The sequence below is a fragment of the Halobacillus sp. Marseille-Q1614 genome (assembly GCF_902809865.1).
Classification (GTDB): domain Bacteria; phylum Bacillota; class Bacilli; order Bacillales; family Halobacillaceae; genus Halobacillus_A.
In genome coordinates this window covers 2,853,679-2,878,430 of sequence record NZ_CADDWH010000001.1, presented here as the reverse complement: position 1 = coordinate 2,878,430, position 24,752 = coordinate 2,853,679, and the positions used below count along the sequence as shown (strand labels likewise).

Here is a 24,752-nt window from a genome sequence, read left to right as displayed (position 1 = left end):
ACCCTTTAGGAAAGAAGTAGTGTAACAATCGAGTGGTCAAAATAGGATAAAGCAGCTGTTGCTGCGTATAGAATAAGATTCCATAAAAGGACGCCGGTGATGATCCACCACTTTCTTGAAGTTGATAATCGGCTAATACAATGAATTTGATACCAAATAATGAAAATCTGAAAAACCGATAGACAGCCGAAGAAATAAATCAGCCATTCAATAGAAGTGAAATACGATGCCATCACGCCAAATGAAAGAGGGGAAACGAACCAGTCGAGTCCAAGGTAAACCATAATAGGAACCCACGTTATTCTCTCAATCAGCATGACAAGCCAAACCACCATTTGGACAATGACTATTTTTTTATAATGTAAGTCAAAAAAGATCCAGTATATAAGAGAGGTGAAAAACAGAACGCCAAGGAGCAGACCAATAGAAAATGCGGCTCTTCCTATCAGAAACCACGTTTTATGTAATTCGTAGTCCATGCGGCTGAGCAGGTTGACGTTTCCTGAGAGGGGGTCTGTTCCCAGCCCAATCCAGGAAGTCCATATGTATGTAAGAAGAGTCAGGATAAGTAAGATAAAAAACGTAAACCAGCCGTTTCTCAGCCGTTCTGCTTTTTGCAGAGTGCACAGCTGTTCCCGCCTTCGGGTGAGTAGCTTTAACAGATTAATAGAATAAGTCATGACCGTCACCTTTCGTATGTTCCATGTACCCTTTAGTGTAACCGAAAATTTTTAATCTTTCTATCAAACTTTATCAGAAAATGGAAAAAAGCGCCGTTTGAACGACGCTTTGGTTTGGAGTGATACCTCAAGTTTTTATATAAGATTATTAGTCTCTTCAGGGAAGTGCGAGCCAATACCGCGAGACTCCTGCGAAAAAACGGGGAATCCGATACCCTGCAGCGTGGGATTCGCGAAGAGGCTCGGGTGTTCGTCCGCGGAAAGCGAAATGGTATTCACTCGCACGACAGCTTCAACGGCATTCCTTTTAATTTTTGCCCGACCGTCATCTGCAGCCTTCTTTCGATCCTAAAAGGCGATACCAAAAGTCATAAGGATCTTCAAACCGTGCTTGAGCACCTACGGGCGTATATTCTTTTGGATACGCTGAAGAAAGGATATAATCACCTGATGCTCTTCTTTGGAAAATCCCTCGCCGATCTCTTCTTCTATCTCAAGGACGATTGACCAGACTTCCTTCTCAATATGTTTTCCTTTCTTGGTTAATTGAATGACTTTGGCCCGGCGGTCGTTGGGGCTGGATTCTTTTGTGATGCATTCATTTTTGATTAAAGATTCTATGATGCCGTTCATCGAGGAAGCTTTAATATAGAGCCGTTTCTGTAAATCCTTCTGGCTCTGGGGGCCGTGCACGGCTAAAAAATAGATCACCTTGGCCTGCGAGCGGGTTACCCCATAATCGCTTAAGCGCTGGTTATATTCATTTTGAATAAAGTGGGATATCGTGCCGATGTTATAACCTACCAATGATTCTAAGTCGTGTTTCATTATTAATTAGCCTCCTAATCAAGGCTTAGTATAGGACTTTAAGGCCTGGAGGTAAACCTAACTGCTTATGTAGATAATGTTTTGAGCACCAAGTTTTAGGAAACAATATTAGGTAGAGGAAGTTAAAAGGAGGACACTGTATGCCTCGTTATGAGCGTGGTTTATTTTTATATAATGCAAATGCAGGAAACGATGAGCTTGAACAGAACCTCTCCCTGACGCTGCCGATTATTTCCCAAGGGGTGAAGGAGTTGTCTGTCGTTCAAACGGAGAGCCTTGAAGAGTTCAAGAAAACGTGCTGTGAATATGCCCCAGAGATCGACGTGCTTTTTATTTTAGGCGGAGACGGGACGATACATGAGTGTATTAACTGTTTAGCAACAGAAGATCATCGGCCGGTTTTAGGAATTCTGCCTGGAGGGACGTGCAATGATTTCAGCCGGGTGCTTGGCACTCCTCAGGATATGCAGCAGGCCGCGCGTGCTGTGATTAACGGTGAAGAAGTAAAAGTCGATGCCGGAAGATCGAACGACGACTATTTCATTAACTTCTGGGGCATTGGATTAATTACGGAGACATCCAATAATATCGACGAAGATCAAAAAGACCGCTTTGGCGTGCTCAGCTACTTCATCAGTGCTTTTAAAACGATGAATCAGGCGGATCCTTTTCACTTCACGGCAAAAGTGGACGGAGAGGTGATCAAGGAGGAAGCGGTGATGATTTTAATCATGAACGGACGCTTTGTTGGAACCCGCGAGGTCCCATTACCAGGATCGACGCCTCAGGATAAATATCTCGATGTATTAATTGTGAAAAATTCGAACTTAACACTCTTTCGAGAACTTCTGTCAATGAACAACCCATCCGCAGATCCTGATCGTTTTCAAGAGCTTACGTACCTTCGCGGAAAAGAAATCTTTATAGATGTTGAAGTTCCACAGAAAATTGATATGGATGGCGAAGTGAAAGGGGAGACGCCAACACATATCGACGTTTTGGAAGAACATTTTACCTTTTTAGCCCCAGACCTTGAAATGATGAGAAATGTAGAGCAAGGACGTGCCCAGGCTGAGTTGTCCTAATGATACCCGCTTCCATGGAGGAAGCGGATTTTTTACTGTAAACCTTTAGGAATTTTCGATTCTTTGTTATATTAAACGTATTAAACAGGGTGGATGAGAGGAAGAGAAATATGGACGAACAAGAATCATACCTTAGAAAAAAACAAGATCCGTCGCTGAAATTGTTTGTCGTCTTATCGAAGGCTAACCGCGCGATTGCGGACCTGGTGAAGGAAGACATTCAGAGATACGGACTCAACCCGACCGAATTTGGTGTAATGGAACTGCTTTATCATGAAGGAGAACAGCCGCTTCAGAAGATCGGTGAAAAGATTTTACTTGCCAGCGGAAGCATTACATACGTAGTCGACAAGCTCGAGAAAAAAGGGTACATCGAACGTGTTCCCGATCCGAGTGATCGAAGAATTACGTATGCGGCTATTAATGAAAAAGGAAAACAGCTTCTCCATGATATTTTTCCTGATCACTGGCAGCAGATCGAAAAGATTACCGGCGGTTTGTCAGATGAGGAAAAGAAACAGGCGATTGAGCTGCTGAAAAAGCTCGGCGTATATGCGGCCAAACTGAACTAGCACTAATTAGCATTCTCCGCTATAATATATATTAACTAAAGGCAAAGAAAGGAGGTATGAAGATGTTATCGATGCACGTAATTGACCGTGAACTATTGTATATCAACCGTGCGCTTTTTCATGATTTAACTGTCCAAGGGGGAAGTATGCCCTTTTTTAGCAGTTAAATAGAAAAAAGATAACGTCTCATACCTGATTTGATATTTGCGAACGTCCAAAGTCAGAGGTCCCATGAGGCCTTTGGCTTTTTTTGTTTGCCTTTAGGAGGAAAAATAAATGTATATTACGTTAAAAGATGCCTATAAAATTATTGGGGGAAAAGTACTGTTTGAGTCCCTTAACTTTGAAATAGATGAAGGCCAGAAGATTGGGTTAGTCGGAAGAAATGGAAGTGGGAAGACAACAATTTTTAAATTAATTACAAAGGAAGAGCCTTTAGACAGAGGCAGCCTGTTTATTAAAAAAGGATTGTCTATTGGTTATCTGAAGCAGATTCCGGAATCCTTTGAAGGTTCAGGAACCTCTTATTTAATGAGCGCATTTACAGAGCTCCATCAGATGCTTGATGAAATGAAACAGCTTGAGCAGAAAATGATGGATCCCGCCTGCATGGAAAAAGCGTTAAAGAAATACGGCGTGCTGCAGGATCAGTTTACAGAAAAAGGCGGCTATGAAATGGAGTCAATGATTCAGCAGGTAGCCCATGGTCTTAAAGTCAGTCACTTGCTGGAGCAGCCGATCAGCCGTTTGAGCGGCGGCGAAAGAACGAAGCTGTCGCTTGCGAAAATTTTACTAGAAAAGCCGGATGTACTGCTGCTTGATGAACCGACGAATCATCTGGATTTGCATGCCATTGAGTGGCTGGAAAAGTATTTGCGGGAGTACAAGGGCGCTGTCTGCATTATTTCGCACGACCGTGAATTCTTAGATGCAGTCGTCCATACGATCGTCGATGTAGAATCGGGCGATACCGAACGCTATAAAGGGAATTACAGCTCGTTTGAGAAGCAGAAGGAAGAGAAGCTGCTGGCCGAGTTCCAGCAGTATCAGGAGCAGCAGAAGAAAATAAAGAAAATGAAAGAAGCGATTCGGCGTCTGAGACAGTGGGCCAATGAAGCCAATCCGCCAAACCCGAAGCTTTTTAAAAAAGCGAAAAGCATGGAACGGGCAATGGAGCGAATGGAGAAGATCGACCGGCCGGTGATTGACCCGAAACGAATGAATCTATCGCTCGAAATGAAGGAACGAAGCGGCGGGGATGTACTGATCGCAGAAAATGTCGGTCTTGCTTTTGACGACCACTCGGTTCTGGAGGATGTATCTCTTCACCTCCGCTTTCAAGACCGCTTGGCAGTCGTCGGCACAAATGGCAGCGGGAAATCTACTTTTATCAAGGTTCTGCTCGGTGAATTGAGTCCGGATGACGGTGAAGTCAAACAGGGCTCCTCCATTAAAGTGGGATATTTACCGCAGCATCCGCTTAAAAATGTGGATGAAGGATGCCGTTTAATCGACCATTTCCGGGAGCACGTCATTGTAACCGAAGGGCAGGCCCGCCACATTCTCGCCGGGTTTATGTTTTATGGCTATGATGTCTTTACAAAAATCGGGCACTTAAGCGGTGGTGAGCGCATGAGGCTGCAATTAGCGATTTTTATGCACATGGGGATTAATCTTCTCGTGTTGGATGAGCCGACCAACCACTTGGATATTGAGTCACAAGAAGTGCTGGAAGAAGCTTTAAAAGGATTTGAAGGTACGGTAATTGGGGTCTCACACGACCGTTATTTTTTAAATCAGTGCTTTGACGAAACAGCTTATTTAGTCGATGGCCGGCTTTATCGTTATTTAGGAAGCTATCAGGAAACGAAAAGCCACTGGGAACAGCTGCTTGAAGAAAGTCTCAATAAGAAAGAAAAGAAGGTTGATGCCAGACCTCATGAAGAGCAGCAGCCTTCTTTAAGCTATGAGGAACAGATTGTAAATTTAGAGAGTGAATTGGCGCTTGAACAGAAAGAAAATAAAAAGCGTCACCTCCAAACAAAAATCGACAAATTATATGAGTTGTGGTTGAAAAACTAAAGAAACCACCTGTACACTATAAGTACAGGTGGTTTCTAATTATTACGTAATATCTCAGCTTCAAACGATGGCGTTTAAATTTTTCTAAATTTGGGAATTAAAATTGTTACATATTGTGTTTTTTTGTTTTTAGAAAGGGAGGCAAAGGAAGTGCGCGTATTAGTTATTGGAGCCAATGGTAAAGTAGGAAAGCATATCGTTTCAAAATTAAAGGAAACGGGACATGAACCAGTAGCAATGGTAAGAGATACTGACCAGGTTCCTTTTTTCGAAGAACAAGGAGCGGCTACTGTTCTTGGCAATCTTGAAAATGAGATTGACCAGGCTTTTTACAATATAGATGCTGTTATTTTCGCAGCGGGTTCAGGCCCTGACACCGGAGCTGATAAGACGATTCTAATTGATCAGGAAGGTGCAATTAAGGCGGTAGAAAAGGCAAAGCAATTTGGGGTGCAGCGTTTTGTAATGCTGAGCTCAATGGCTGCCGACCGTCCGGAATCAGCACCAACAGGCATCCGTCATTATCTTTTTGCGAAACACCGTGCGGATGAGCATTTGAAACAAGCGGGACTGAACTATACGATCGTAAGACCTGGTGCCCTGACGAACGATGAGGGGACGGGACGAGTCACGCTGAAAGAACATGTCAACAATTTTGGAGAGATCTCAAGAGAAGATGTGGCAGCAACGATTGTCCGCCTGTTAACCGTACCGGGAGCCGAACAAAAGAGTTACGATTTAGTCTCTGGCGATCAGGCAATTGAAGATATCCGCTAATGTTACAGAAATGTTTCAAACACGTTTAAATCGTAAATAAGGCGGGTAATAAAATATTGACACGCAGTGTAGGCCAGGTAGAGGAGGTTCAACTATGAGTCAGCATAAAGTTATCGTTTATACTAGTAATCAATGCTCTCAATGTGAAAAGGTCATTAAAAAGCTATCGGAATGGAATATCGATTTCGAAGAGAGAAATATTTCTGATGATAGAACCTACTTCAAAGAACTTCAGAGCCAAAATGTGTATGGAACACCGGCTACCTTTATTAATGACGAGAAAGTGCTTGGTTACCAGGAGAGAAAACTTAAACGGACGCTGGGCATTCAAGATACAGGACGCTTTCATCAACTAAACCACTTAAATTTTTCTTAAAAGCTCCAAGTGATTACAATGATCACTTGATTTTTTTTACACTTTTTAAACGATGTGGGCATAGGCTGTAGTAGTAATTAGCAAAGGTGGTCCTCTTATGTATCCATATTCAACTAATTATTATTGGCAGCCACCCGACAATTCCTATTTTTATCAGGAAATGTACCGGAATTACCCTCCATTTATGAACCAGAATATGACCCAGACACCACAGTCATCCTATATGCCTTACAGCAGCCCTCAGGCTCAGCCGGCATTTGCGTCTCAGGGCAACAGCGGCGGCGCTGCACAGACATACGGCTGGGAGCAGGGATATGATCCTTCTTACATGTATGGTTATGGGTATCCAGGTTATAATGAGGGTGGAGCAAACGGGTTTATGAAAAAGAACCTGATGTCGTATTTTCAGGACGATAAAGGCCAGATTGATTTTGACAAGATGATGTCAACTACTGGCCAAGTAATGCAGACGATTCAGCAAGTCTCTCCGGTAGTTAAAGGAATAGGATCGTTTGTAAAAGGGATGCGCTGACGAACGCACCCTTTTTTACATAATGCTTGGTAATTTATATGATTAGAAGTGGAATCTGCGACACCTCCTGCTTAAAAAACGGCTGGCAAGTCTCCGCAGTGAGGCGCGAGCGAGGAGGCTTGACGGTTCGTCTGTGGAAAGGGAGTGGATTCCCCGAAAAATAAAAATTTACCAGAGTTTTGCATAAGAAAGATGGTGAAGGAAATGGCAACTGCTTGTTTGTGTATTCATGGGTATACAGGAAGCCCCGCAGAAGTCGAGCCCCTGGTGGATTACCTTCAGGAGCATACGAACTGGCATATTGAGGCGCCGACACTGCCGGGCCATGGGGAACGCCTCAATTTACGTGGGCACTACTACCAGGAGTGGATTGCCACAGCGGAGCTCGCCCTCATTGAACTGAGAAAAAAATACGACCATATTATCTTGATCGGCTTTTCGATGGGCGGGATGATTGCTTCATATTTGGCGGCAAAATATAAAGTAGACCGGCTCGTATTGCTGTCAGCTGCTTTGAAATATATTAGTTTCGGGCAGATGATTAAGGATATGTTTGGAATCGTGGGAGATGCGTGGAGGGGGTCTTTATCATCGAATGAGCTCTTCCTGCGCTACCGGACGAAGATCACCCAAACGTATTTTCTTTCGAGTCTGGAATTTATGCGTTGTGTAGAATTTACGAAACCTTATTTAAAGGATATCCAGTGCCCGACGCTCATTATGCAAGGCCAGCTCGATGGCATGGTGCCGAGCAAAGCAGCCAACTTCTTGGATAAGGAAATTAAATCTCCTGTAAAGGAACTGGTCTTCTTGCCGAAGTCCAAGCATTTAGTCTGTCACGGGGAAGATTGTGATGTATTATTTGAAAACGTCCTGAAATTTGCCATGGACTTATAAGAAAGGAGAAGGTCCGCTTGAATAAAAAGTCGGGACAGGCTCCTATACATACACGATTTTACTATGGGTGGGTCATCGTCATGGTGGCCGGCCTTAGTGTTTTCTTTTCAGGGCCGGGTCAGACCTATTCAATTTCAATATTTATTGATTACTATATAGAGGATTTTGAATATTCCCGATCACTCGTTTCCGGGTTATATTCTACGGCTACCCTCTTGGCCGGTTTCACTTTGTTTCTTGTCGGCCGCGTGATTGACCGGTTAGGGCAGCGGATCATGATGGCGGCGGTAGGAGGCCTGCTTGCACTGGCCCTGTTTTGGAATGCTTTAATAATGGGACCTATTATGATGTTTGTAGGCTTCTTTCTCATTCGTTTGTTAGGTCAGGGATCCATGACATTAATACCAAATACGCTTGTTCCACAGTGGTTTATTCATAAGCGCGGCAGAGCGTTAAGCGTTATGGCCATTGGAGGATTCACCAGTTCTGCTTTATTTCCTCCGTTAAATGCTTTTTTAATTGAAGAGGCAGGATGGAGAATGACCTGGGGGATATATGGGACGGTCCTCCTCTGCTTATTTGTACCTCTGGCCTATATGTTCGTCCGTAATCAGCCTGAAGATATAGGAGAGGTTCCGGATGGGATAATAAAGCGGGCGGGAATTGAGGAAGCGGAACCACATATTGAGGTTAATGAAATCAGCTGGACGCTGAAAGAAGCGATGAAGACCCGTGCATTCTGGTTTATTCTCTTTTGTGTGATCGTGCCGGCCCTCGTTAATACAGCTGTTACCTTTCACCTTGTTTCTATTATGGAGATTAAAGGACTGGGTACAGGAACCGCCGCGACAGTACTAGCTTTAATGGCGATCGTTGGTTTTCCGGTTACGTTTGTGGTCGGTTATTTAGTCGACAGGGTAAAAGTGCACTACATATTAGCAATTACTTTCTTTGGCCATATAGCCACACTGCTCGTTTTATTTTTTTCGAATTCCTGGTGGCTTGCTATTGGATTTGGAATAGTCTGGGGAATCGTAAACGGGTTTGAACGTATCGTATTAAATATCGTCTGGCCAAATTACTTCGGGCGTCAGCACTTAGGGAGCATTAAAGGGCTCGCTCAAACAGTAATGGTCACTGGCTCTGCGCTCGGACCTCTGCCGTTTGGTATCTTTTATGACTGGCTTGGAGGATATCAGGAGGTTATTTTATTAACCATTCTATTTCCTTTAACAGCCGCTGTGTTAGCGCTGCTTTCTCCTCAACCGAATTATAAAGATTACCATTAAAAAAGCCCAAGAGCTGTTAAACAGCTCTTGGGCTTTTTAGGGTGCTTTAAAACAGGGTCTTGCTAAAACAATATGTTTATTTAGTTTTTAATACTAAAAGGGAGTCCTGCTTACCTTCCGCAGACGAACGGTCAAGCCTCTTCGCTCGTGGCCCCCCGTTCTTTAAGCAGGAGTCTCGTAGAACCCCTTGCGTTTTCTGTGAAGTCCACAGTTTCGTGTTCAACAACTATTAATTAAGAATCATCCCTGAAAAAAGCAATCACGAGTCCGCTTTCTCCAGCATAAGTAGAAATGAGCGGCCCTGTTTCTGTAAATATTGAATCTTTAAAAGGATATTTTTCTTTAATGGATTTCAAAACCTTTTGGCCGTAAGCTTCATCGTTGCTGTGAGATAAAGCGATCACCTTGTCTTCAAACTGATGAGTATATTCACCGATCTGCTCAATAAACCGGCGGATGGCCTTTTTGTTCCCCCGTACTTTTTCCGTAACTTCAATCGAACCTTCGTCATCGGTAGCCTTCATGAGAAGCTTAATGTTTAAGGTCTTTGCAATTGTTCCTTTGACACGGTCAAGGCGCCCGCCGCGTATAACATTCTCGAGAGTTTTTAAAACAAACAAGGTCGTCGTCTGCTCGATCTTTTTTTCCATATGAGCCACTATATGTGAAAACTCGGCTCCCCGCTCAATTTGACGGGCGGCTTCATCCACAAGCAATGCAATCCCGCAGGAAGCGGTTTTTGTATTTAAAACGGCAATCGGGCGGTCAGGCTCTTCTTCAAGCAGCATGTTACGTCCGATCACGGCACTATTATAAGTGGAGCTTAAGCCTTGTGTTAAAGCGAGAACCAGTATAGGTACAGAAGGGTGGACTTCCTTGTACTTTTCATAAAAGTCCTGCGGGCTTGGAGAGGATGAAGTAGGCCAGACGTCGGTTCTGTTTAATTTTTTATAGAAAGCGGGTAAATCCATAGTTATTCCTGTTTTGTACTGCTCTTCCCCAAAATGAATGTTAAGGGGAACAACCTTTAATTGATGCTGTTCGATCATAGAATCCGGGAGATCAGCTCCACCGTCAATAATCATTTGAATCGTCATTTGTTCACCTGCTCTCAAGAGTATTTATCTGTTAGAACCAGTATAACAAAGCTGCTGGCTATTCTTTATTTGGAAGGTGGGTGATTTTTGGCTTCATCATTTTTTTCGTGCTGATAATGAAGAGCATAAGTCCAAATAATACGATAGAACCGCCGAGCCACTGGGAGGACGAAATCATTTCATCAAGTATAAAGTAAGCCAATATAGAAGCTCCAATCGGTTCGATTAAAATACTCATCGAAATTTTTGAAGCACTTACCCACCTTAACGACCAGTTGAATAAAGAGTGTCCGAAGAAAGTGGGTATGATCGCAAGTGCCAGGAACATCATCCACTGATCAGATGAATACCCGGTGAAAGGAACTTGAAGAGCGACGTTATAAAGCAGAAGGATTAAAGCAGCCACCCCGTAGACGACAAACGTATAGGATGTCAGGGAAAGACGCTTTCGCAAATTCTGCCCGACGAGAAAGTAGCCGGTTACCGTGACCGCTCCAAGCAGGGCCAACATGTCTCCCCATAAGGCGAGCCCGTTTATTTGGAAGTCACCCCAGCTGATGATGACGCTTCCGGTAATGGCGATCAGCATGCTGAGCACAGCACCTGCGGAAAATCTCTCATGATAAAATAAATACGTCCCGATAAATGCAAAAATGGGCTGCATCGAAACTAATACAACAGAACTTGCGACAGAAGTATAATTTAACGATTCAAACCACATGATAAAATGCAGGGCCAGAAAGATTCCCGATAATGCTGCAAACACCCAGTCTTTCCAGGCGATTTGCACAAGATCTCTCATATGCTTCATCAGTACATAGGGGGCTAATATAGCGAATGCAATAAAAAGCCGGTAAAAAGCAGTAATGGAAGCTGGCGCATCTCCTGCCAGTTTGACGAAAATAGCTGATGTTGAAATAGAGATGACACCAATGATTAATAATATATATGGATGAAATGGAGGTTTTTCCATAGGAACATCCCCCTCTACAATTAAATGGCTTTCTTAATTTTATCATTGATGGGTTTGAAAAGCATAACAAAAATGTGTAGAATTAATAATGCTATGTGTGTTATGATGAATGAATCTATCAGGCAGGTGCTTGGAAGCCTCTCCGTAGTCGGAAGGAACTGGAGGCTTTTTTTACATGTCTTAATCATAATAGAGGTAGAAGATTTCGTGATCTTTCAGGGGTAGTCTTTTCCTTTAGTGGTACTGTGGAAACTTAAAGAGGAACATATAAATGGAGGGCTCGGAATCCCCTCAATGATACGATGAACTGCCCATATAAGAGAACGAAGTTTCATTTTATATATAAAAAGGAGTATGGAATTATAGTGACAACATTCAATTCATTAGGTTTATCAAAACCCGTTTTAAAAGCTTTAGACAATATGGGCTTTGAAGAAACCACACCGATTCAAGAGCAAACAATTCCGCTTGGGTTACAAGGTAAAGATGTTATCGGCCAGGCGCAGACAGGTACGGGTAAAACAGCAGCATTTGGTATTCCAATGATCGAAAAGATCGATAAAGACATCCGGAAAGTTCAAGGGCTTGTCGTAGCGCCTACACGTGAGCTTGCGATTCAGGTTGCCGAAGAAATCAACCGTCTTGGTAAAAATAAAGGCATCCGCACCCTTCCTATTTATGGCGGGTCTAACATGGATCGCCAAATCCGTGCACTGAAAGATAATCACATTGTTGTGGCGACACCAGGTCGTTTACTTGATCACATCCGCCGCAAAACGATTAAGCTTGAGTACGTACACACGGCAGTACTAGATGAAGCAGACGAAATGCTGAACATGGGATTCATCGATGATATTCGTGATATTCTAAAAGCATTGCCTGAGCATCGCCAAACACTGCTTTTCTCTGCGACAATGCCGAAAGAAATCCGCAATATCGCAACAACCCTTATGAAGAGCCCGGAAGAAGTTAAAGTTAAAGCAAAAGAAATGACAGTAGAAAATATCGAACAGTATTATGTAGAGATCCCTGAAAAACATAAGTTCGATACACTTACACGTCTTCTTGATATTCACGCACCAGCTTTAGCGATCGTATTCGGCCGTACGAAGCGCCGTGTCGATGAGCTGTCTGATGGATTGCAGGCCCGCGGTTTTCGTGCGGAAGGAATTCATGGTGACTTAACGCAAGGTAAGCGTATGTCCGTTCTTAATAAATTTAAGAAAGGCCGTATTGAAATCCTTGTAGCAACAGACGTTGCAGCCCGTGGACTTGATATCTCAGACGTTTCTCACGTTTACAACTTTGATATTCCGCAGGATCCTGAAAGCTATGTGCACCGTATCGGACGTACTGGCCGTGCCGGACGTAAAGGGGAATCCATTTCCTTTGTTACACCGCGTGAAAAAGCGCAGCTTAATTTAATTGAAAAATTAACGAAGAAGAAAGTGGAGCGCATGAGCGTACCTTCTTCTGATGAAGCGCGCCGCGGTCAGCAGCAGGTAGCTGTTGAAAATCTTGTCGATACGATGGAGAAACAGGACCTTTCCAAGTTCCAGAATTCCGCTAATGAATTGCTGGAACAGCATGATGCGTCTACGATCGTAGCAGCAGCACTTAAACTGATGACGAAAGAGCGCAGTGAAGTGCCTGTCCGTTTAAGCTCTGTTCAGCCGATCAGTGTAAAAGGTGCTCAGCGCAGTGGTAAAGGCAAGGGCAGCAAGAAGCCTTACCGTAAAGAAGGCAAGCGTCCATTTAACAAGCAGAAATCTCGTAATTTCAAAGGGAAGAGCAACAGAAGTTTCCAAAAAAACCGCAGCTCTAACTAATAAGAGATAATAAAATCCCTCGGAGAAGATTCGTTTTCTCCAAGGGATTTTTTTTGAACCTTTATGAAATGCCACATCGTTTGGGGCCGCTTAAAAGCGAGCTGCTTTTTAGCGCCTGACCACCAAATTACAAGCGTCCAAACAAAGCTAATGCGGCGAGAAAGAGAATCGCTCCCCAGAAAATATACTTACCGTACGTTTTAAACGTCTGCTTTCGCTTCCAGCGGTTCGGATTAAACGCGATGTCGCCGCTGGCGGCTTTTGAATGCTTCGCCCGGTTTTGCCAAATAGAAAACGGACGTGCTCCTTTAAGAAGAGGCGGCGCTAGCGCAAAGCCTCCAATCAGGCCGAATAGGTGAGCCCATACATTGATGCCTGAGCGTGTGAACGTCATAAACAGGCCTAGTATTAAAATCACCATAACGATTTGGGAATTGGCCGGGCCGAGCAGTTCTTTTCTGTTGAAGTACATATAGAGGTAGACACCAAAAAGGCCGAAAATTGCTCCTGAAGCTCCTAAGTGAAGATAAAATTCATTCGGGGCAATCAGGTAAGTTCCGATATTTCCAAACGCTCCGGCTGCTATATACATGAGAATGAACTTAACTTTGCCGAGCATTTGCTCCAGTGCTGGACCGAACAATACAAGTGAAAATGAATTAAACAGCGCGTGGGTAAATCCGGCGTGCAAAAAGATAGGCGTAATGATTCTCCAGTATTCTCCCTGTCCTACTAAATAATTATTTCCGATGCCGAAGCGGTAAAATTCCAGCGCAGGCCCCAGCTGAAAAACATCAATGAACAGCCATAACCCAAGGTGGATGGCGACCAGAGCCGAAACAATCGGGTAAAATTTCAAGAATTCCTGAAAGCTTTCCGTACGCACAAACATTAGCGGGCTCTCCTTTTTAACGTATTCTATATCTACTATAATCGAATTTCTAATCTAGTATTCTTTTTTAACAAAGGAAAAGATCGGGTATACTACAAACAACTTACGAAAAGGAAGATGAAAAGATGATTAAAGGGATTGGTGTGGATTTGATCGACCTTGAGCGTATTAATCAAAGTATAAGTCGAAATCCACGTATGGTTCAACGAATTTTAACTGACAATGAACAGCAATTTTTTAATAAGTTAAAAGGGCAGCGGCAAATTGAATTTTTCGCGGGGCGTTTTGCTGCGAAAGAAGCTTTTTCTAAAGCCGCCGGGACTGGCATCGGGCGCTTAAGCTTTCACGATATAGAAATACTTCCGGATTCAAATGGAGCGCCACAGATGAAAGTGAATGGCTATGAGAGTTATAATATCTGGATCGCTATTTCTCACAGCCAGCACCAGGCGATTGCCCAAGTCATCCTTGAGGAAGTGTGAATGGACATATTTACATACATTTATTCATAGCATGGTAATGCGGGTAGGAGGGAACGAATGGATATTGTGACCGCGCAGGAAATGTACGAGTGGGATCGTTTAGCAATAGAGTCAGCTGGAATGCCGGGGGCGATGCTGATGGAAAATGCTGGACGTGCGGTGTGCAGTGACTTGGAACGAAAGCTTCAGCCGGGTGATCGGGTGATGGTCTTAATTGGCGGAGGGAATAACGGAGGTGACGGCTTTGTAATTGCCCGTACCCTGCTCAATCGTGGCTATCGTGTACAGGCCTGGCAGGTTGTACCTAATGAGAAAATCAAAGGAGATGCCCTCGTTCATAAGGAACTGTTTGTCCATTCCGGGTATACAGTCCAGCATCTCGAAGATGTTCAGTCATGGAAGACAGCCCTGCGTGAGGCCGATATTGTGATTGATTCGATGTTAGGGATTGGTGTAAAAGGAAAACTCCGCCCTCCGTTTGATGAAATCATTCCGCTCGTAAATGAGCATGAAGCCTATACGATCGCCGTGGATATTCCAAGCGGTGTGCCTGCTGATGAAGGAGTGACCGAATTTGATGGTATTCAAGCAGATTTTACCGTCATCATCGCGGCTCCGAAACAAAGCGTCTTCTTAGAGCATACAAGCCCTTTTTATGGTGAGTGGAGCATAGTAGAGATCGGTCTGCCTTCTTCGATTCTTTCCGATCCAAAACGCAGCCATTGGCAGGTGGAAAACGTCAAATCGACTTTGCCTGACAGACAAGCTTTATCTCATAAAGGCAGTCACGGCAAAGGATTAGCCGTAGGCGGAGCCTTTCATATGCCTGGATCGATTGCGATGACGGCACGAGCGGCTTTGAGAAGCGGGATTGGCTTATTAACTATCGCAACGCCCAAAAACGCCGTCCCGCTCGTCACCTCATTTGTCCAGGAGGCTATGTACTTTCCTCTGGCAGACGGTGGGGAGGCCATGGACTTTTCCGGGTTTGACGGAGCAGCTTTCGGTATGGGAATCGGCAGAGAGGAAAAGAGTTCCTTTTTATTAGACGAGCTGCTTAATGGGACAGACGGCCCTTTGCTTATTGATGCAGACGGCCTCTACCATCTAAAAGAAAAGTTAGGAACGATGCCTGGTCCGGACCGTCCGATCGTTGTAACGCCGCACCCAGGGGAGTTCGCCCACTTAACCGGCCGCTCGATTCCTGAGATTTTAGCTTCACCTTTTTCCATCAGCCGAGATTTTGCCTGCCGTTACGGTGTTTACGTTGTGCTGAAAGGGCCAAATACAATTATCACAGCCCCTGACGGCAGACAGCGGGTCGATACGTCAGGAAATGACGGCCTGGCAAAAGGAGGAAGCGGTGATGTCCTCTCAGGAGTACTGCTGGCTCTTATCCTTCAGTCTGATTCTGTGTTTGATGCTCTAGCCAATGGCTGTGTCATCCACGGGTTTACCGCGGAGATGTTGACAGCCGGTGAGCATTCTACAAGGGGGCTTCTGGCTGGCGATCTGATTGAGGGGTTATCCCAGACCTTTCGTGCATTTTCTTAAAACATCCATTTGGTGAACGTTCCCTTTGTCCTCAAGGAAGAGACAAAGGAGTTGAAATCAAGATGAAGCGTTTCCCGATCCTTTTCTTTATGATCATGGCGGCCCTTCTTGTTCTCAGCGCTTGTGGAGAGCAGTCGAAAGAAGACGTCGTGAAAAAACTCGAAGACCAGCAGGCGGAGATGGCCGGTTATAAGACAGATGCCACGATGACGATGAAAACCGGCAAGGAAGACCAGAAGTATCAAATTCAGATCTCCCATAAAAAGAAAGACTTTTATAAAGTCGAGCTTGCCAGTGATCGAGATGAAAAAGGCAGCCAAATTATCTTGAAAAATAACAGCGGTGTATTCGTACTGACACCTGCGCTCAATAAGAGCTTTAAGTTCCAGAGCGATTGGCCGGAGAACACAAGCCAGCCTTACTTGCTCAACTCACTCATTAGAGACATTAAAGCAGACAGTGAGGCTGAGTTTAACTCAACTGATAACCATTACGTCTTTAAAACGAAAACCAACTATCAGAACAATCAATCCCTGCCTTTTCAAGAGATTTATTTTGATAAAAAGACATATGCTCCTGTAATGGTGAAAGTGTTAGATAAAGACATGACCTCCTTAGTAGAAGTGCAGTTTTCCAACTTCGCGCAGGATGATTCCTTTAAGGAAACCGACTTCGATGTTGATGAAAATATGGCGATGAGCCAAACGGAAGATACAGCCGTAAATGCAGCTGAAGAAGACCCGGCAGAACCAGAGCAGCCGGCGGAAGAATCAGCGGAAGCGGAAGTTCTTTATCCTGAGGAAACATTTGGATCCAGTCTCTTTGATGAACAGAAAGTGGCGACAGAGAATGGTGCAAGAACCATTATGACGTATAAAGGAGAAAAAGACTTTACCGTCATTCAGGAGTCTGCGACGACTCAGCCGGCAAGTGCAAGAGAAACGGTTGCGGTTAATGGCGAGCTCGTTCAGTTAGCTGACGGATCTGTAGGTGCTCTTTCTAATCAAAAGCTTGAATGGACGAAGAACCAAACAACTTACCATGTGGCCAGTAATGAATTAACCCAGGAAGAGCTCATAGCTGTGGCCAATTCCGTAAATGGCTACTCCGTAAAATAAAGGTACGACATGCAGGCAGGCTTAACGGTCTGCTTTTATTTTTTTAGTTATGTTATTTTTAATAGTAATGCTCATAAAAAAAGGGGAACCTGTTCGCTTTTTGCGGCCCCGTACGATCTTGAGTGCGTTCGAGTGGCGCAGGACTTAATCGAACTTTCTCTTTACTAGAGTCTCCTCGCTCGTGACCTCACTGCGTGGGCGCAGGACGCCTTTAAACAGGAGTCTCTCAAATTCCCTTTCTTTTTGGGATGTTTTAACAATGTCGTTTTACAGAGCCATTTTTCTGGTCAGGCTGACAATAAAAACTAATCCAAAGTTATTGTTTAAGCAGCTCCCGTTCTCCTGGCAGTTGACACGCTTTTTCTAACATTCAATAATAAGAAAGATATGAATAAGAACAGGGGGCGCTTTTATAGTGTCAGCAGAGAAATTTTACAGAGATACATGGGCAGAAGTAGAGTTGTCCCATATTGATTACAATATAAAACAGCTTAAAACACGTTTAAGAGAAGATACAGGAATTTATGCCGTAGTAAAAGCGAACGGGTACGGGCATGGTGATATTCAGGTGGCAAAAAAAGCTCTGAAGGCTGGAGCCGAGCGCCTGGCGGTTGCTTTACTCGATGAAGCTTTAAAACTAAGAAAAGCCGGCATTCAGGCTCCAATCCTTGTTATGGGTTGGACCCGTCCTGAAGATGCCGTGCTCGCTGCAGAGCATGGTATCGCAGTGACCGTCTTTCAGGAAGAATGGCTTCAGTCACTGCCGTCAAATGGATTTGCAAGACCGCTGCTTCTCCATATGAAATGGGATACGGGAATGGGGAGGATCGGCATTCGCTCTTCTGATGAAATGGACCGTCTGCTGGCTGAGATTAAGAAAAATGAAAACCTAAAGCTCGAAGCGATATTTACCCATTTTGCCACAGCGGACGAAACCGATACTTCCTACTACCATAAGCAGGTCGAACGTTTTGAGTCTATGCTGAAACACTTAAAGGCTGACTGGCCGCATGAAGTAGAAATGCATACAGGAAACAGTGCGGCAAGCATGCGGTTCCCAGAGCAGATGAAACACTTCGTCCGCTTTGGAATCAGTATGTATGGACTGTATCCATCTCCTGATGTAAAAGAGGAACAGCCTATCGATTTAAAGCCGGCTCTCTCACTGCAAAGCAGACTCACCCACGTAAAGAAAGTGGAGCCAGGTGAAAGCTTAAGCTATGGGGCGACTTATCAGGCCAAAGAGGAAGAATGGATCGGAACTGTTCCTGTCGGTTATGCCGATGGCTGGATTCGAAAGCTGCAGGGTTTTGAAGTGTTAGTGGGCGGAAAAAAACACCCCATTGTCGGCCGGATATGTATGGATCAGTTCATGATTAAGCTCGATCAGGAATATTCTGCAGGAAGTCAGGTTACATTAATTGGAAAGCAAGGGAATGATGAAGTGCACACGGACGATGTAGCAGCATATTTAGAGACGATTAATTACGAAATTCCTTGTATGATCAGTCGGCGAATTCCACGCATGTATTTGGAAAACGGGCATATAGTAGAAGTAGAGAATTCCTTATAAATTTTTAAAATGTGCAGGAATCCTTTTAATTCCAGACGCTAAGCTACATCTTTCACGAAAAAAACCCAAGACTCCTTTGCAATAGACACGGGCGAATGATAAGATTAAATTGGACTTAAGTAGACTGGTTTCTTTTGGGAAAAGATGGTGGAGGTGTATGGTTGTGTCCGACAGTATGCGAGAGATTGTCATTCGGATTCCGAATAACCTTTTGGTTGAATTAGATGGACATGTTCAACATGAAAATAGTGATCGGAGCGATTTCATGTGTAAAGCGACGAAAATGTACCTGCGTGAAGAAAAACAACGCCATATTAGAGAATCTATGAGACGTGGTTATATGGAAATGGCTAAAATTAATCTTAACATCGCTTCAGAAGCGTTTCAGGCCGAAGAGGAGGCAGATCACACCCTGGAGCAACTAGTGAGCGGGGTGTGAAATCGGTGATAGTCAAACGAGGAGATGTTTATTTCGCTGATTTGTCCCCAGTTGTGGGATCCGAACAGGGAGGAGTGCGCCCTGTACTTATCCTGCAAAATGATATCGGGAATCGTTTCAGCCCCACAGTAATTATCGCCGCGATTACTGCACAAATCCAAAAAGCCAAACTTCCCACACACGTTGAAATCGATGCAAAGAAATATGGTTTTGAACGTAATTCTGTTATCCTATTGGAACAAATCAGGACGATTGATAAACAGCGTTTGACCGATAAAATTACACAGCTAGATGAACCGATGATGAAACAGGTCAATGAAGCGTTACAGATCAGCCTAGGACTGATTGACTTTTAACAAAGCTGCCGCAAAATACGGCAGCTTTGTTTTTTGTCGTCTAGGAAATTATAAAATTCCAAGCTGTGGATATATATGTTTAAAAGAGCGACATCGAGCTCCAGCGCTCAGACACTGCGTCATAAGCAATCCGCCCTGCGGAAGGGAAGGTCACCTTCCTCCGGCCGTTTTGCTTATGCGTTTTGTGTCTACCAGGGCGCTTTAAGCCTTTGTTCAGTGGCAAATAATTGAAAAAACATATTCGGTTGGCGAAGATATAGGAAAAAGTATAAAATAGAAGTAATTAGTATATTTAATACAGCAAATTTGTTAATATTATATTTGTATAACTCTGAACGGGAATAAACAAGACTGGTTAATAACGTGGAGGTTTATCATGGACAAGAGATTAAAAGGGATGGTTATCGAACATAGCGATGACATCGTGAAAATGTGGCTAGAAGAAGTAAACAGCAAGAAATCCAGTGATTATACATCATCAATATCGGACGAGCTTTTCGAAAATACAAATAGAGAATTCGTGAATGTGATCTTTTCCAGTATTGAAAAGAACGGTGTCTCTTCCGACCTGGAAGACTTTTCAGAACGCCTGATTAATTTAGGGTGGCCGCTCAGTTACTTAACGGATGGCATGCAAGTGTTTCGCCGTGTAATTACTGAATTTATCTTACAAAGATCAGATCAAGTCGATTCAAAATATTTCGGTGAAATTCTGCGCCAGGTCGATAACTGGGTAGATCCCGTTATTAATAAGCTCGTGAACGAATTTTCTGGAAGCTGGGAAAACATCGTGTCCTTGCAGAGAGTAGCTCTTCAAGAACTGTCAGCTCCGTTAATTCCGGTAATGGAAAACATTACAATCATGCCTTTGATTGGCACCATTGACACAGAAAGAGCTAAACTTATCATGGAGAACCTGTTAGATGGTGTGATTAAGCATAATGCTGAAGTTGTGTTAATTGATATTACAGGTGTTCCTGTTGTAGATACTATGGTGGCTCATCACATTATTCAGGCAGCCGAAGCGGTTCGCTTGATTGGTTCCCGCTGTATCTTAGTGGGCATCCGTCCGGAAATTGCGCAGACGATTGTGAACCTGGGCATTGACCTTGGGAAATTCCCGACGAAGAGCTCACTCCGAAAAGGATTCCAAACTGCCCTGGAATTAACTAACCGCACCATTGAACAGACACAAGACAAAGAAAAAGATATAGAAAAGCTAATTGATTCTCTGGACAGGGAGTGATAACAGTGAGAATACCAATTTTAAAGCTCCATAACTATTTACTAATTTCTATTCAGATTGATTTGGATGATCAGACGGCTATTCAGTTTCAGGAAGATTTATTGAGTAAAATTCACGAGAGCGGATCTACAGGAGTGGTTATTGACTTAACCTCTGTAGACATTATTGATTCCTTTATCGCCAAGGTTCTAGGTGATGTAGTAACAATGTCTGATCTAATGGGGGCAAAAGTGGTCCTCACAGGTATTCAGCCTGCTGTTGCAATGACATTAATTGACCTTGGAATTCATATGCAGGATGTCCCAACTGCACTAGATTTAGAACAAGGACTGATAAAACTTCGTCAGGAATTGGAGGAGTGAGTATGGACATCCAATCCTGTGTCAATATCAAAAAAGAGTGGGATATTGTAGGAGCAAGACAGCTTGGGCGCGACATTGCCAGAAAAATTGGTTTTGGAACAGTCGACCAGGCAAGGATTGCTACTGCAATTTCTGAATTAGCAAGAAATATTTATTTGTATGCTGGGACAGGAAAGATCTGCTTTGAACCGATTGAAGATATGAATCAAAAAGGGATTACAATTATTGCGATGGATGATGGCCCGGGGATTAAAGAATTAAACCAAGTAATGGAAGACGGCTTTTCCACTTCTGGAGGACTGGGAGCGGGATTGCCCGGAGTTAAACGATTAATGGATGATTTTAATATATTCTCAGAGTATGGCAAGGGGACGGAAATCAAAGTCGTTAAATGGCTCCGGTAGAGGAGGGATACGATGAGTACGCTTAAACTCGATCTGGAAAATTATAAAGAATTAATGCATCAATATATAAAAACAAAAGATGAGCAGGCTCTTTATCAGGCCGAACAATTCAGCAAGCATTCGATGCAGCAGAACATTTCTCCTGAAGAGATTATTAATGTTCATATTGAGTCCTTACAGGACCTATACCCGGAAATGCCTGAATATATTCAGGCTTCACTGGACTTTTTGTTAGAAACGATGATTTCTTATGGGCTCGCTTATCAGGAGTATCAGTCCCTCCGGGAAAGACAGCTCGAGCTTAAATCTGAAATTTCTGTTGCTGCCAATATGCAGCAGACGCTTCTTGCTACGGAAAAACCTGATTTTGACGGCCTGGACCTAGGCGCAATAAGCGTTCCCTCGAAGCAGATGAATGGGGATTACTACCATTTTGTTAAAGATGAAGACGGTTCGCTTGGTATCGCGATTGCCGATGTAGTAGGGAAAGGTGTACCAGCTGCGCTGTGTATGTCCATGATCAAATATTCGATGGATAGTTTTCCTGAGAATTTGATGGACCCCGGTGTCATTCTGGGCAGCTTAAATCGAGTGGTTGAGCGAAATGTGGATTCCAGTATGTTTGTTACGATGTTTTACGGCTTGTATGATATCCGTGATCACGTATTTCGTTTTTCATCAGCTGGCCATGAACCAGGCTACTACTACAACAGTAAAAAGGACGAATTTGAAGAGATTGATGCTTCCGGATTGGTGCTTGGTGTTTCTTCAGAAGCCACGTATGAACAATGCTCAAAACAGGTGCACGAAGGTGATATGGTAATCCTGCTTACAGACGGAGTTACTGAATGCAGGCAGGGCGACCGCTTCATTGAAGAGGATGAAGTGCTGGAGATCATTAAACAGTATGCCCACCTTTCCGCTCAGGAAACAGTAGAGCAGGTGTACAAGCATTTTGAGAGGCTGCAGGATTTTTATTTGCGTGACGATTTTACTTTAATAATTTTGAAGAGGAAGGTTTAAAATAAAGGTGCACCGGGTACTTTTATTCTACTGGACTTTTTTAAGTTACAAGGGGAGGCATATGAGATGAACTTAACTATCGACGTTACGAATAAAGAAAAAATCGCCACAGTGGCGCTATCTGGGGAAGTGGATGCCTTTACAGCACCTAAGCTGAAAGACACTCTTTTACCCCTTACAAAAGAAGAAGGCCAAACAGTTGAAGTAGACCTTCAGGATGTAAACTATATGGATTCTACAGGGCTTGGAGTTTTCATCAGCGCTCTTAAGTCTACAAAGGAGCACAACACTTCTTTACAGCTTATTAACATGCAGGACCGAGTATACCGTTTGTTTAAAATCACTGGGTTAACCGAGATTATGGACATTGATAATAAAGTACAAGGTGGAATGTAATCATGGAACCATTTGATTTTGTAGAGGTTAAAGTTCCTGCTAAAGCTGAATATGTTGGTGTTGTCCGCTTAAGCACCTCTGGAATTGCAAACCGTATGGGGTTTGGCTATGAGGAAATTGAAGATCTTAAAGTAGCGATTTCTGAAGCGATCACAAATGCTGTGAAGCACGCATATAAGGAAACAGGCGAAGGTGAGATTACTATTGGCTTTGGAATTTATAAAGACCGCCTGGAAGTAATGGTTGCCGACCATGGTGGAAGCTTTAACCTTGGTGAAATTAAAGAGGATATCGGACCGTACAAACATAATGACGATATCGGCGAACTGCGGGAAGGCGGGTTTGGCCTATTCCTAATTGACGCATTAATGGATAAAGTAGAAATCAACAGCAAATACGGCGTTATTGTCCTGATGACAAAATACCTTCAGGAAAATGAGGTGGGTCAAGATGGCGACCAGATCTCAACATCATAATGATGAGGTTTACGAGTGGATCGCGTATTTACAAGAAAATCCTAAAGATGAAGAAATTCAAGAAAAAGTTGTCTTAACCTATAATGATTTAGTGGAGTCCATCGCCCGTAAATATTCAAAAAACAGTACGATTCATGAGGATCTGGTGCAAGTCGGAATGCTTGGTCTGCTGGCCGCTATCCGCCGCTATGACCCGGAGTTCGGGAAGTCCTTTGAGTCCTTTGCGATTCCGACGATCATCGGGGAGATTAAACGATTTATCAGAGATAAAACGTGGAGTGTCCATGTTCCCCGGCGCATTAAAGAACTAGGACCTAAGATTAAGAAAGCCGCAGAAGAACTGACCAGTGACCTGCAGCGGTCTCCTTCGGTATTGGAAATCGCTGATTATATCGGGGTTTCTGAAGAAGATGTCCTGGAGACGATGGAGATGGGCAAAAGTTATAAGGCTCTTTCCGTGGATCGTAAAATCGAAGCCGATTCTGATGGAAGCACTGTGACGATTCTTGATCTTATCGGAAATCCTGAAGGCGGCTATGATCAAATCGATCAGAAAATGCTCCTTCAAAAAGTGCTGCCGATACTTAGTGAACGTGAACAGGAAATTCTGCAGTGCACCTATTTTGAGAACTTGAGCCAAAAAGATACCGGGGAGAGGCTCGGTATTTCACAAATGCATGTTTCTCGCCTTCAGCGCCGAGCTCTTCGTAAACTAAAAGAAGCCTTACAGGCAGAATCCGTCGAGGCATTTTAAGTGAACACTGGTGCAGCGGCAAAAGTAGCTGTCTCCATTTATCAGAAAGCCAAAAAAGGAAATTACTTTTGTGGAGATAGTTATTACTACAAGGAAACCGATGAGAAGTTTGTTTGTGCTATTGCTGACGGTTTAGGCAGCGGAGAGCTGGCGAAGGATTCTTCACAGGCCGTAATGGACGTGATCGAGAAATATCCGGATTTGGAAATTGAGTCAATTATTACGAAATGCAATAATGCTTTGCTCGGCAAACGCGGGGTAGTGCTAGGCATACTTAATATCGACTTCAAGGAGCAGACCTATTCTTACTCTTCCATAGGGAATATCGGCATTATTATCATTGATCAGGATGGTAATAGAAGCCGGAACATTCCTCTTGCTGGTTATCTTGCAGGGTATCCGAGAAAGCTGAGAGTGAGCCGGGGTAAGGCAGAACGAGGGATGATGTTTCTTATGTTTTCTGACGGAGTACAAGATCGGAAATTATCGGCGAAGCATATCAGCTCAAAAAATATAGATGTGATGACTCAACAGTATAAAGAGCTTTATGGCAAAAGCATTGATGACGATACGACACTCATCGCCATGAAGTATAAATAAAGGGACCTTATTCTAAGAAAAATCATGAATAAGGTCCCTTATTAAGTGTGCGATGTTTGA

The 24,752-nt window shown here is 43.6% G+C and carries 29 protein-coding genes; 24 read left to right on the top strand and 5 right to left on the bottom strand.

The features are described 5' to 3' along the window. Positions 1-5: 5 nt before the first annotated feature. A complete protein-coding gene (locus tag HUS26_RS14325; protein ID WP_173917779.1) occupies positions 6-680 on the bottom strand; it encodes a hypothetical protein in 675 nt (224 codons plus the stop codon). Between the two features lie 399 nt (positions 681-1,079). Then, positions 1,080-1,508, bottom strand: coding sequence for a MarR family winged helix-turn-helix transcriptional regulator (locus HUS26_RS14320; RefSeq protein ID WP_173917778.1), 429 nt, complete (start codon positions 1,506-1,508; stop codon positions 1,080-1,082). A gap of 140 nt (positions 1,509-1,648) precedes the next feature. On the opposite strand from HUS26_RS14320, the gene HUS26_RS14315 reads away from it, so the two are divergent. The 9 genes from HUS26_RS14315 to HUS26_RS14280 all read left to right on the top strand — a co-directional run bounded on the left by HUS26_RS14315 (position 1,649) and on the right by HUS26_RS14280 (position 9,118). After that, entirely contained in the window at positions 1,649-2,593 is a 945-nt protein-coding gene (locus HUS26_RS14315) for a YegS/Rv2252/BmrU family lipid kinase (RefSeq protein ID WP_173917777.1), read from the top strand. A gap of 110 nt (positions 2,594-2,703) precedes the next feature. Continuing rightward, entirely contained in the window at positions 2,704-3,165 is a 462-nt protein-coding gene (locus HUS26_RS14310; protein ID WP_173917776.1) for a MarR family winged helix-turn-helix transcriptional regulator, read from the top strand. Between the two features lie 62 nt (positions 3,166-3,227). After that, positions 3,228-3,332, top strand: coding sequence for an RAxF-45 family protein (locus HUS26_RS20175; protein ID WP_305792009.1), 105 nt, complete (start codon positions 3,228-3,230; stop codon positions 3,330-3,332). Positions 3,333-3,441: 109 nt separating this feature from the next. Then, on the top strand, positions 3,442-5,247 hold the full coding sequence (gene abc-f / locus HUS26_RS14305; RefSeq protein WP_173917775.1) for a ribosomal protection-like ABC-F family protein: 1,806 nt from the start codon (positions 3,442-3,444) through the stop codon (positions 5,245-5,247). Positions 5,248-5,397: 150 nt separating this feature from the next. Continuing rightward, on the top strand, positions 5,398-6,024 hold the full coding sequence (locus HUS26_RS14300; RefSeq protein ID WP_173917774.1) for an SDR family oxidoreductase: 627 nt from the start codon (positions 5,398-5,400) through the stop codon (positions 6,022-6,024). Positions 6,025-6,118: 94 nt separating this feature from the next. After that, positions 6,119-6,400 carry a glutaredoxin family protein gene (locus HUS26_RS14295; protein WP_173917773.1) on the top strand — a complete coding sequence of 94 codons (282 nt, stop codon included), beginning with the start codon at positions 6,119-6,121 and terminating at the stop codon, positions 6,398-6,400. 97 nt (positions 6,401-6,497) lie between these two features. Next, on the top strand, positions 6,498-6,932 hold the full coding sequence (locus HUS26_RS14290; RefSeq protein ID WP_173917772.1) for a YppG family protein: 435 nt from the start codon (positions 6,498-6,500) through the stop codon (positions 6,930-6,932). 204 nt (positions 6,933-7,136) lie between these two features. Further along, on the top strand, positions 7,137-7,829 hold the full coding sequence (locus HUS26_RS14285; protein WP_173917771.1) for a carboxylesterase: 693 nt from the start codon (positions 7,137-7,139) through the stop codon (positions 7,827-7,829). A gap of 80 nt (positions 7,830-7,909) precedes the next feature. Then, positions 7,910-9,118 (top strand): MFS transporter, encoded by a 1,209-nt coding sequence (locus HUS26_RS14280; protein WP_173918862.1) that lies wholly within the window; start codon positions 7,910-7,912, stop codon positions 9,116-9,118. A 233-nt stretch (positions 9,119-9,351) separates the two neighbouring features. Here the strand turns inward: HUS26_RS14280 and HUS26_RS14275 are convergent, their stop codons facing one another. Next, entirely contained in the window at positions 9,352-10,215 is an 864-nt protein-coding gene (locus tag HUS26_RS14275; protein ID WP_173917770.1) for a DegV family protein, read from the bottom strand. A 58-nt stretch (positions 10,216-10,273) separates the two neighbouring features. Beyond that, positions 10,274-11,188: a DMT family transporter gene (locus HUS26_RS14270; protein ID WP_173917769.1), complete on the bottom strand. Its 915-nt coding sequence runs from the start codon at positions 11,186-11,188 to the stop codon at positions 10,274-10,276. Between the two features lie 365 nt (positions 11,189-11,553). On the opposite strand from HUS26_RS14270, the gene HUS26_RS14265 reads away from it, so the two are divergent. After that, positions 11,554-13,017 carry a DEAD/DEAH box helicase gene (locus HUS26_RS14265; protein ID WP_254434210.1) on the top strand — a complete coding sequence of 488 codons (1,464 nt, stop codon included), beginning with the start codon at positions 11,554-11,556 and terminating at the stop codon, positions 13,015-13,017. A gap of 127 nt (positions 13,018-13,144) precedes the next feature. Here the strand turns inward: HUS26_RS14265 and HUS26_RS14260 are convergent, their stop codons facing one another. Next, entirely contained in the window at positions 13,145-13,909 is a 765-nt protein-coding gene (locus HUS26_RS14260; protein WP_173917767.1) for a rhomboid family intramembrane serine protease, read from the bottom strand. Between the two features lie 125 nt (positions 13,910-14,034). On the opposite strand from HUS26_RS14260, the gene acpS reads away from it, so the two are divergent. The 14 genes from acpS to HUS26_RS14190 all read left to right on the top strand — a co-directional run bounded on the left by acpS (position 14,035) and on the right by HUS26_RS14190 (position 24,692). Next, positions 14,035-14,391, top strand: a complete 357-nt coding sequence (gene acpS / locus HUS26_RS14255) for a holo-ACP synthase (RefSeq protein WP_173917766.1) — start codon at positions 14,035-14,037, stop codon at positions 14,389-14,391. A gap of 57 nt (positions 14,392-14,448) precedes the next feature. Next, entirely contained in the window at positions 14,449-15,945 is a 1,497-nt protein-coding gene (locus tag HUS26_RS14250) for an NAD(P)H-hydrate dehydratase (protein WP_173917765.1), read from the top strand. Between the two features lie 62 nt (positions 15,946-16,007). Continuing rightward, on the top strand, positions 16,008-17,063 hold the full coding sequence (locus HUS26_RS14245) for an outer membrane lipoprotein carrier protein LolA (RefSeq protein WP_173917764.1): 1,056 nt from the start codon (positions 16,008-16,010) through the stop codon (positions 17,061-17,063). Positions 17,064-17,478: 415 nt separating this feature from the next. Continuing rightward, on the top strand, positions 17,479-18,636 hold the full coding sequence (gene alr, locus HUS26_RS14240) for an alanine racemase (protein ID WP_173917763.1): 1,158 nt from the start codon (positions 17,479-17,481) through the stop codon (positions 18,634-18,636). Positions 18,637-18,793: 157 nt separating this feature from the next. Continuing rightward, positions 18,794-19,075, top strand: coding sequence for a CopG family ribbon-helix-helix protein (locus HUS26_RS14235; RefSeq protein WP_173917762.1), 282 nt, complete (start codon positions 18,794-18,796; stop codon positions 19,073-19,075). A gap of 5 nt (positions 19,076-19,080) precedes the next feature. After that, positions 19,081-19,431: a type II toxin-antitoxin system PemK/MazF family toxin gene (locus HUS26_RS14230; protein WP_082236075.1), complete on the top strand. Its 351-nt coding sequence runs from the start codon at positions 19,081-19,083 to the stop codon at positions 19,429-19,431. Positions 19,432-19,807: 376 nt separating this feature from the next. Then, on the top strand, positions 19,808-20,677 hold the full coding sequence (locus tag HUS26_RS14225) for an RsbT co-antagonist protein RsbRA (protein WP_173917761.1): 870 nt from the start codon (positions 19,808-19,810) through the stop codon (positions 20,675-20,677). Between the two features lie 5 nt (positions 20,678-20,682). Further along, complete coding sequence (locus HUS26_RS14220; protein ID WP_305792008.1) at positions 20,683-21,039, top strand: STAS domain-containing protein; 357 nt, start codon at positions 20,683-20,685, stop codon at positions 21,037-21,039. Positions 21,040-21,041: 2 nt separating this feature from the next. Next, a complete protein-coding gene (locus HUS26_RS14215; protein WP_173917759.1) occupies positions 21,042-21,443 on the top strand; it encodes an anti-sigma regulatory factor in 402 nt (133 codons plus the stop codon). A gap of 12 nt (positions 21,444-21,455) precedes the next feature. After that, a complete protein-coding gene (locus HUS26_RS14210) occupies positions 21,456-22,466 on the top strand; it encodes a PP2C family protein-serine/threonine phosphatase (RefSeq protein WP_173917758.1) in 1,011 nt (336 codons plus the stop codon). 66 nt (positions 22,467-22,532) lie between these two features. Continuing rightward, the gene (locus tag HUS26_RS14205) at positions 22,533-22,862 is read left to right on the top strand and encodes an STAS domain-containing protein (RefSeq protein WP_173917757.1); all 330 of its coding nucleotides are present in this window, start codon (positions 22,533-22,535) and stop codon (positions 22,860-22,862) included. 2 nt (positions 22,863-22,864) lie between these two features. Beyond that, positions 22,865-23,338 carry an anti-sigma B factor RsbW gene (gene rsbW, locus HUS26_RS14200; protein WP_173917756.1) on the top strand — a complete coding sequence of 158 codons (474 nt, stop codon included), beginning with the start codon at positions 22,865-22,867 and terminating at the stop codon, positions 23,336-23,338. Continuing rightward, positions 23,313-24,092: an RNA polymerase sigma factor SigB gene (gene sigB / locus HUS26_RS14195; RefSeq protein ID WP_173917755.1), complete on the top strand. Its 780-nt coding sequence runs from the start codon at positions 23,313-23,315 to the stop codon at positions 24,090-24,092. Before rsbW ends, sigB begins: the two co-directional genes overlap by 26 nt. Continuing rightward, positions 24,093-24,692, top strand: a complete 600-nt coding sequence (locus HUS26_RS14190) for a SpoIIE family protein phosphatase (RefSeq protein WP_173917754.1) — start codon at positions 24,093-24,095, stop codon at positions 24,690-24,692. It begins immediately after the preceding gene. Positions 24,693-24,752 lie beyond the last annotated feature (60 nt).

Coding starts and splice junctions, on each gene's coding strand:
- HUS26_RS14325 (WP_173917779.1), bottom strand. CDS start 680: ATGACTTATTCTATTAATCTGTTAAAGCTACTCACCCGAAGGCGGGAA.
- HUS26_RS14320 (WP_173917778.1), bottom strand. CDS start 1,508: ATGAAACACGACTTAGAATCATTGGTAGGTTATAACATCGGCACGATA.
- HUS26_RS14315 (WP_173917777.1), top strand. CDS start 1,649: ATGCCTCGTTATGAGCGTGGTTTATTTTTATATAATGCAAATGCAGGA.
- HUS26_RS14310 (WP_173917776.1), top strand. CDS start 2,704: ATGGACGAACAAGAATCATACCTTAGAAAAAAACAAGATCCGTCGCTG.
- HUS26_RS20175 (WP_305792009.1), top strand. CDS start 3,228: ATGTTATCGATGCACGTAATTGACCGTGAACTATTGTATATCAACCGT.
- abc-f (WP_173917775.1), top strand. CDS start 3,442: ATGTATATTACGTTAAAAGATGCCTATAAAATTATTGGGGGAAAAGTA.
- HUS26_RS14295 (WP_173917773.1), top strand. CDS start 6,119: ATGAGTCAGCATAAAGTTATCGTTTATACTAGTAATCAATGCTCTCAA.
- HUS26_RS14290 (WP_173917772.1), top strand. CDS start 6,498: ATGTATCCATATTCAACTAATTATTATTGGCAGCCACCCGACAATTCC.
- HUS26_RS14285 (WP_173917771.1), top strand. CDS start 7,137: ATGGCAACTGCTTGTTTGTGTATTCATGGGTATACAGGAAGCCCCGCA.
- HUS26_RS14280 (WP_173918862.1), top strand. CDS start 7,910: ATGGTGGCCGGCCTTAGTGTTTTCTTTTCAGGGCCGGGTCAGACCTAT.
- HUS26_RS14275 (WP_173917770.1), bottom strand. CDS start 10,215: ATGACGATTCAAATGATTATTGACGGTGGAGCTGATCTCCCGGATTCT.
- HUS26_RS14270 (WP_173917769.1), bottom strand. CDS start 11,188: ATGGAAAAACCTCCATTTCATCCATATATATTATTAATCATTGGTGTC.
- HUS26_RS14260 (WP_173917767.1), bottom strand. CDS start 13,909: ATGTTTGTGCGTACGGAAAGCTTTCAGGAATTCTTGAAATTTTACCCG.
- acpS (WP_173917766.1), top strand. CDS start 14,035: ATGATTAAAGGGATTGGTGTGGATTTGATCGACCTTGAGCGTATTAAT.
- HUS26_RS14250 (WP_173917765.1), top strand. CDS start 14,449: ATGGATATTGTGACCGCGCAGGAAATGTACGAGTGGGATCGTTTAGCA.
- HUS26_RS14245 (WP_173917764.1), top strand. CDS start 16,008: ATGAAGCGTTTCCCGATCCTTTTCTTTATGATCATGGCGGCCCTTCTT.
- HUS26_RS14235 (WP_173917762.1), top strand. CDS start 18,794: ATGGTTGTGTCCGACAGTATGCGAGAGATTGTCATTCGGATTCCGAAT.
- HUS26_RS14225 (WP_173917761.1), top strand. CDS start 19,808: ATGGACAAGAGATTAAAAGGGATGGTTATCGAACATAGCGATGACATC.
- HUS26_RS14215 (WP_173917759.1), top strand. CDS start 21,042: ATGGACATCCAATCCTGTGTCAATATCAAAAAAGAGTGGGATATTGTA.
- HUS26_RS14210 (WP_173917758.1), top strand. CDS start 21,456: ATGAGTACGCTTAAACTCGATCTGGAAAATTATAAAGAATTAATGCAT.
- HUS26_RS14205 (WP_173917757.1), top strand. CDS start 22,533: ATGAACTTAACTATCGACGTTACGAATAAAGAAAAAATCGCCACAGTG.
- rsbW (WP_173917756.1), top strand. CDS start 22,865: ATGGAACCATTTGATTTTGTAGAGGTTAAAGTTCCTGCTAAAGCTGAA.
- sigB (WP_173917755.1), top strand. CDS start 23,313: ATGGCGACCAGATCTCAACATCATAATGATGAGGTTTACGAGTGGATC.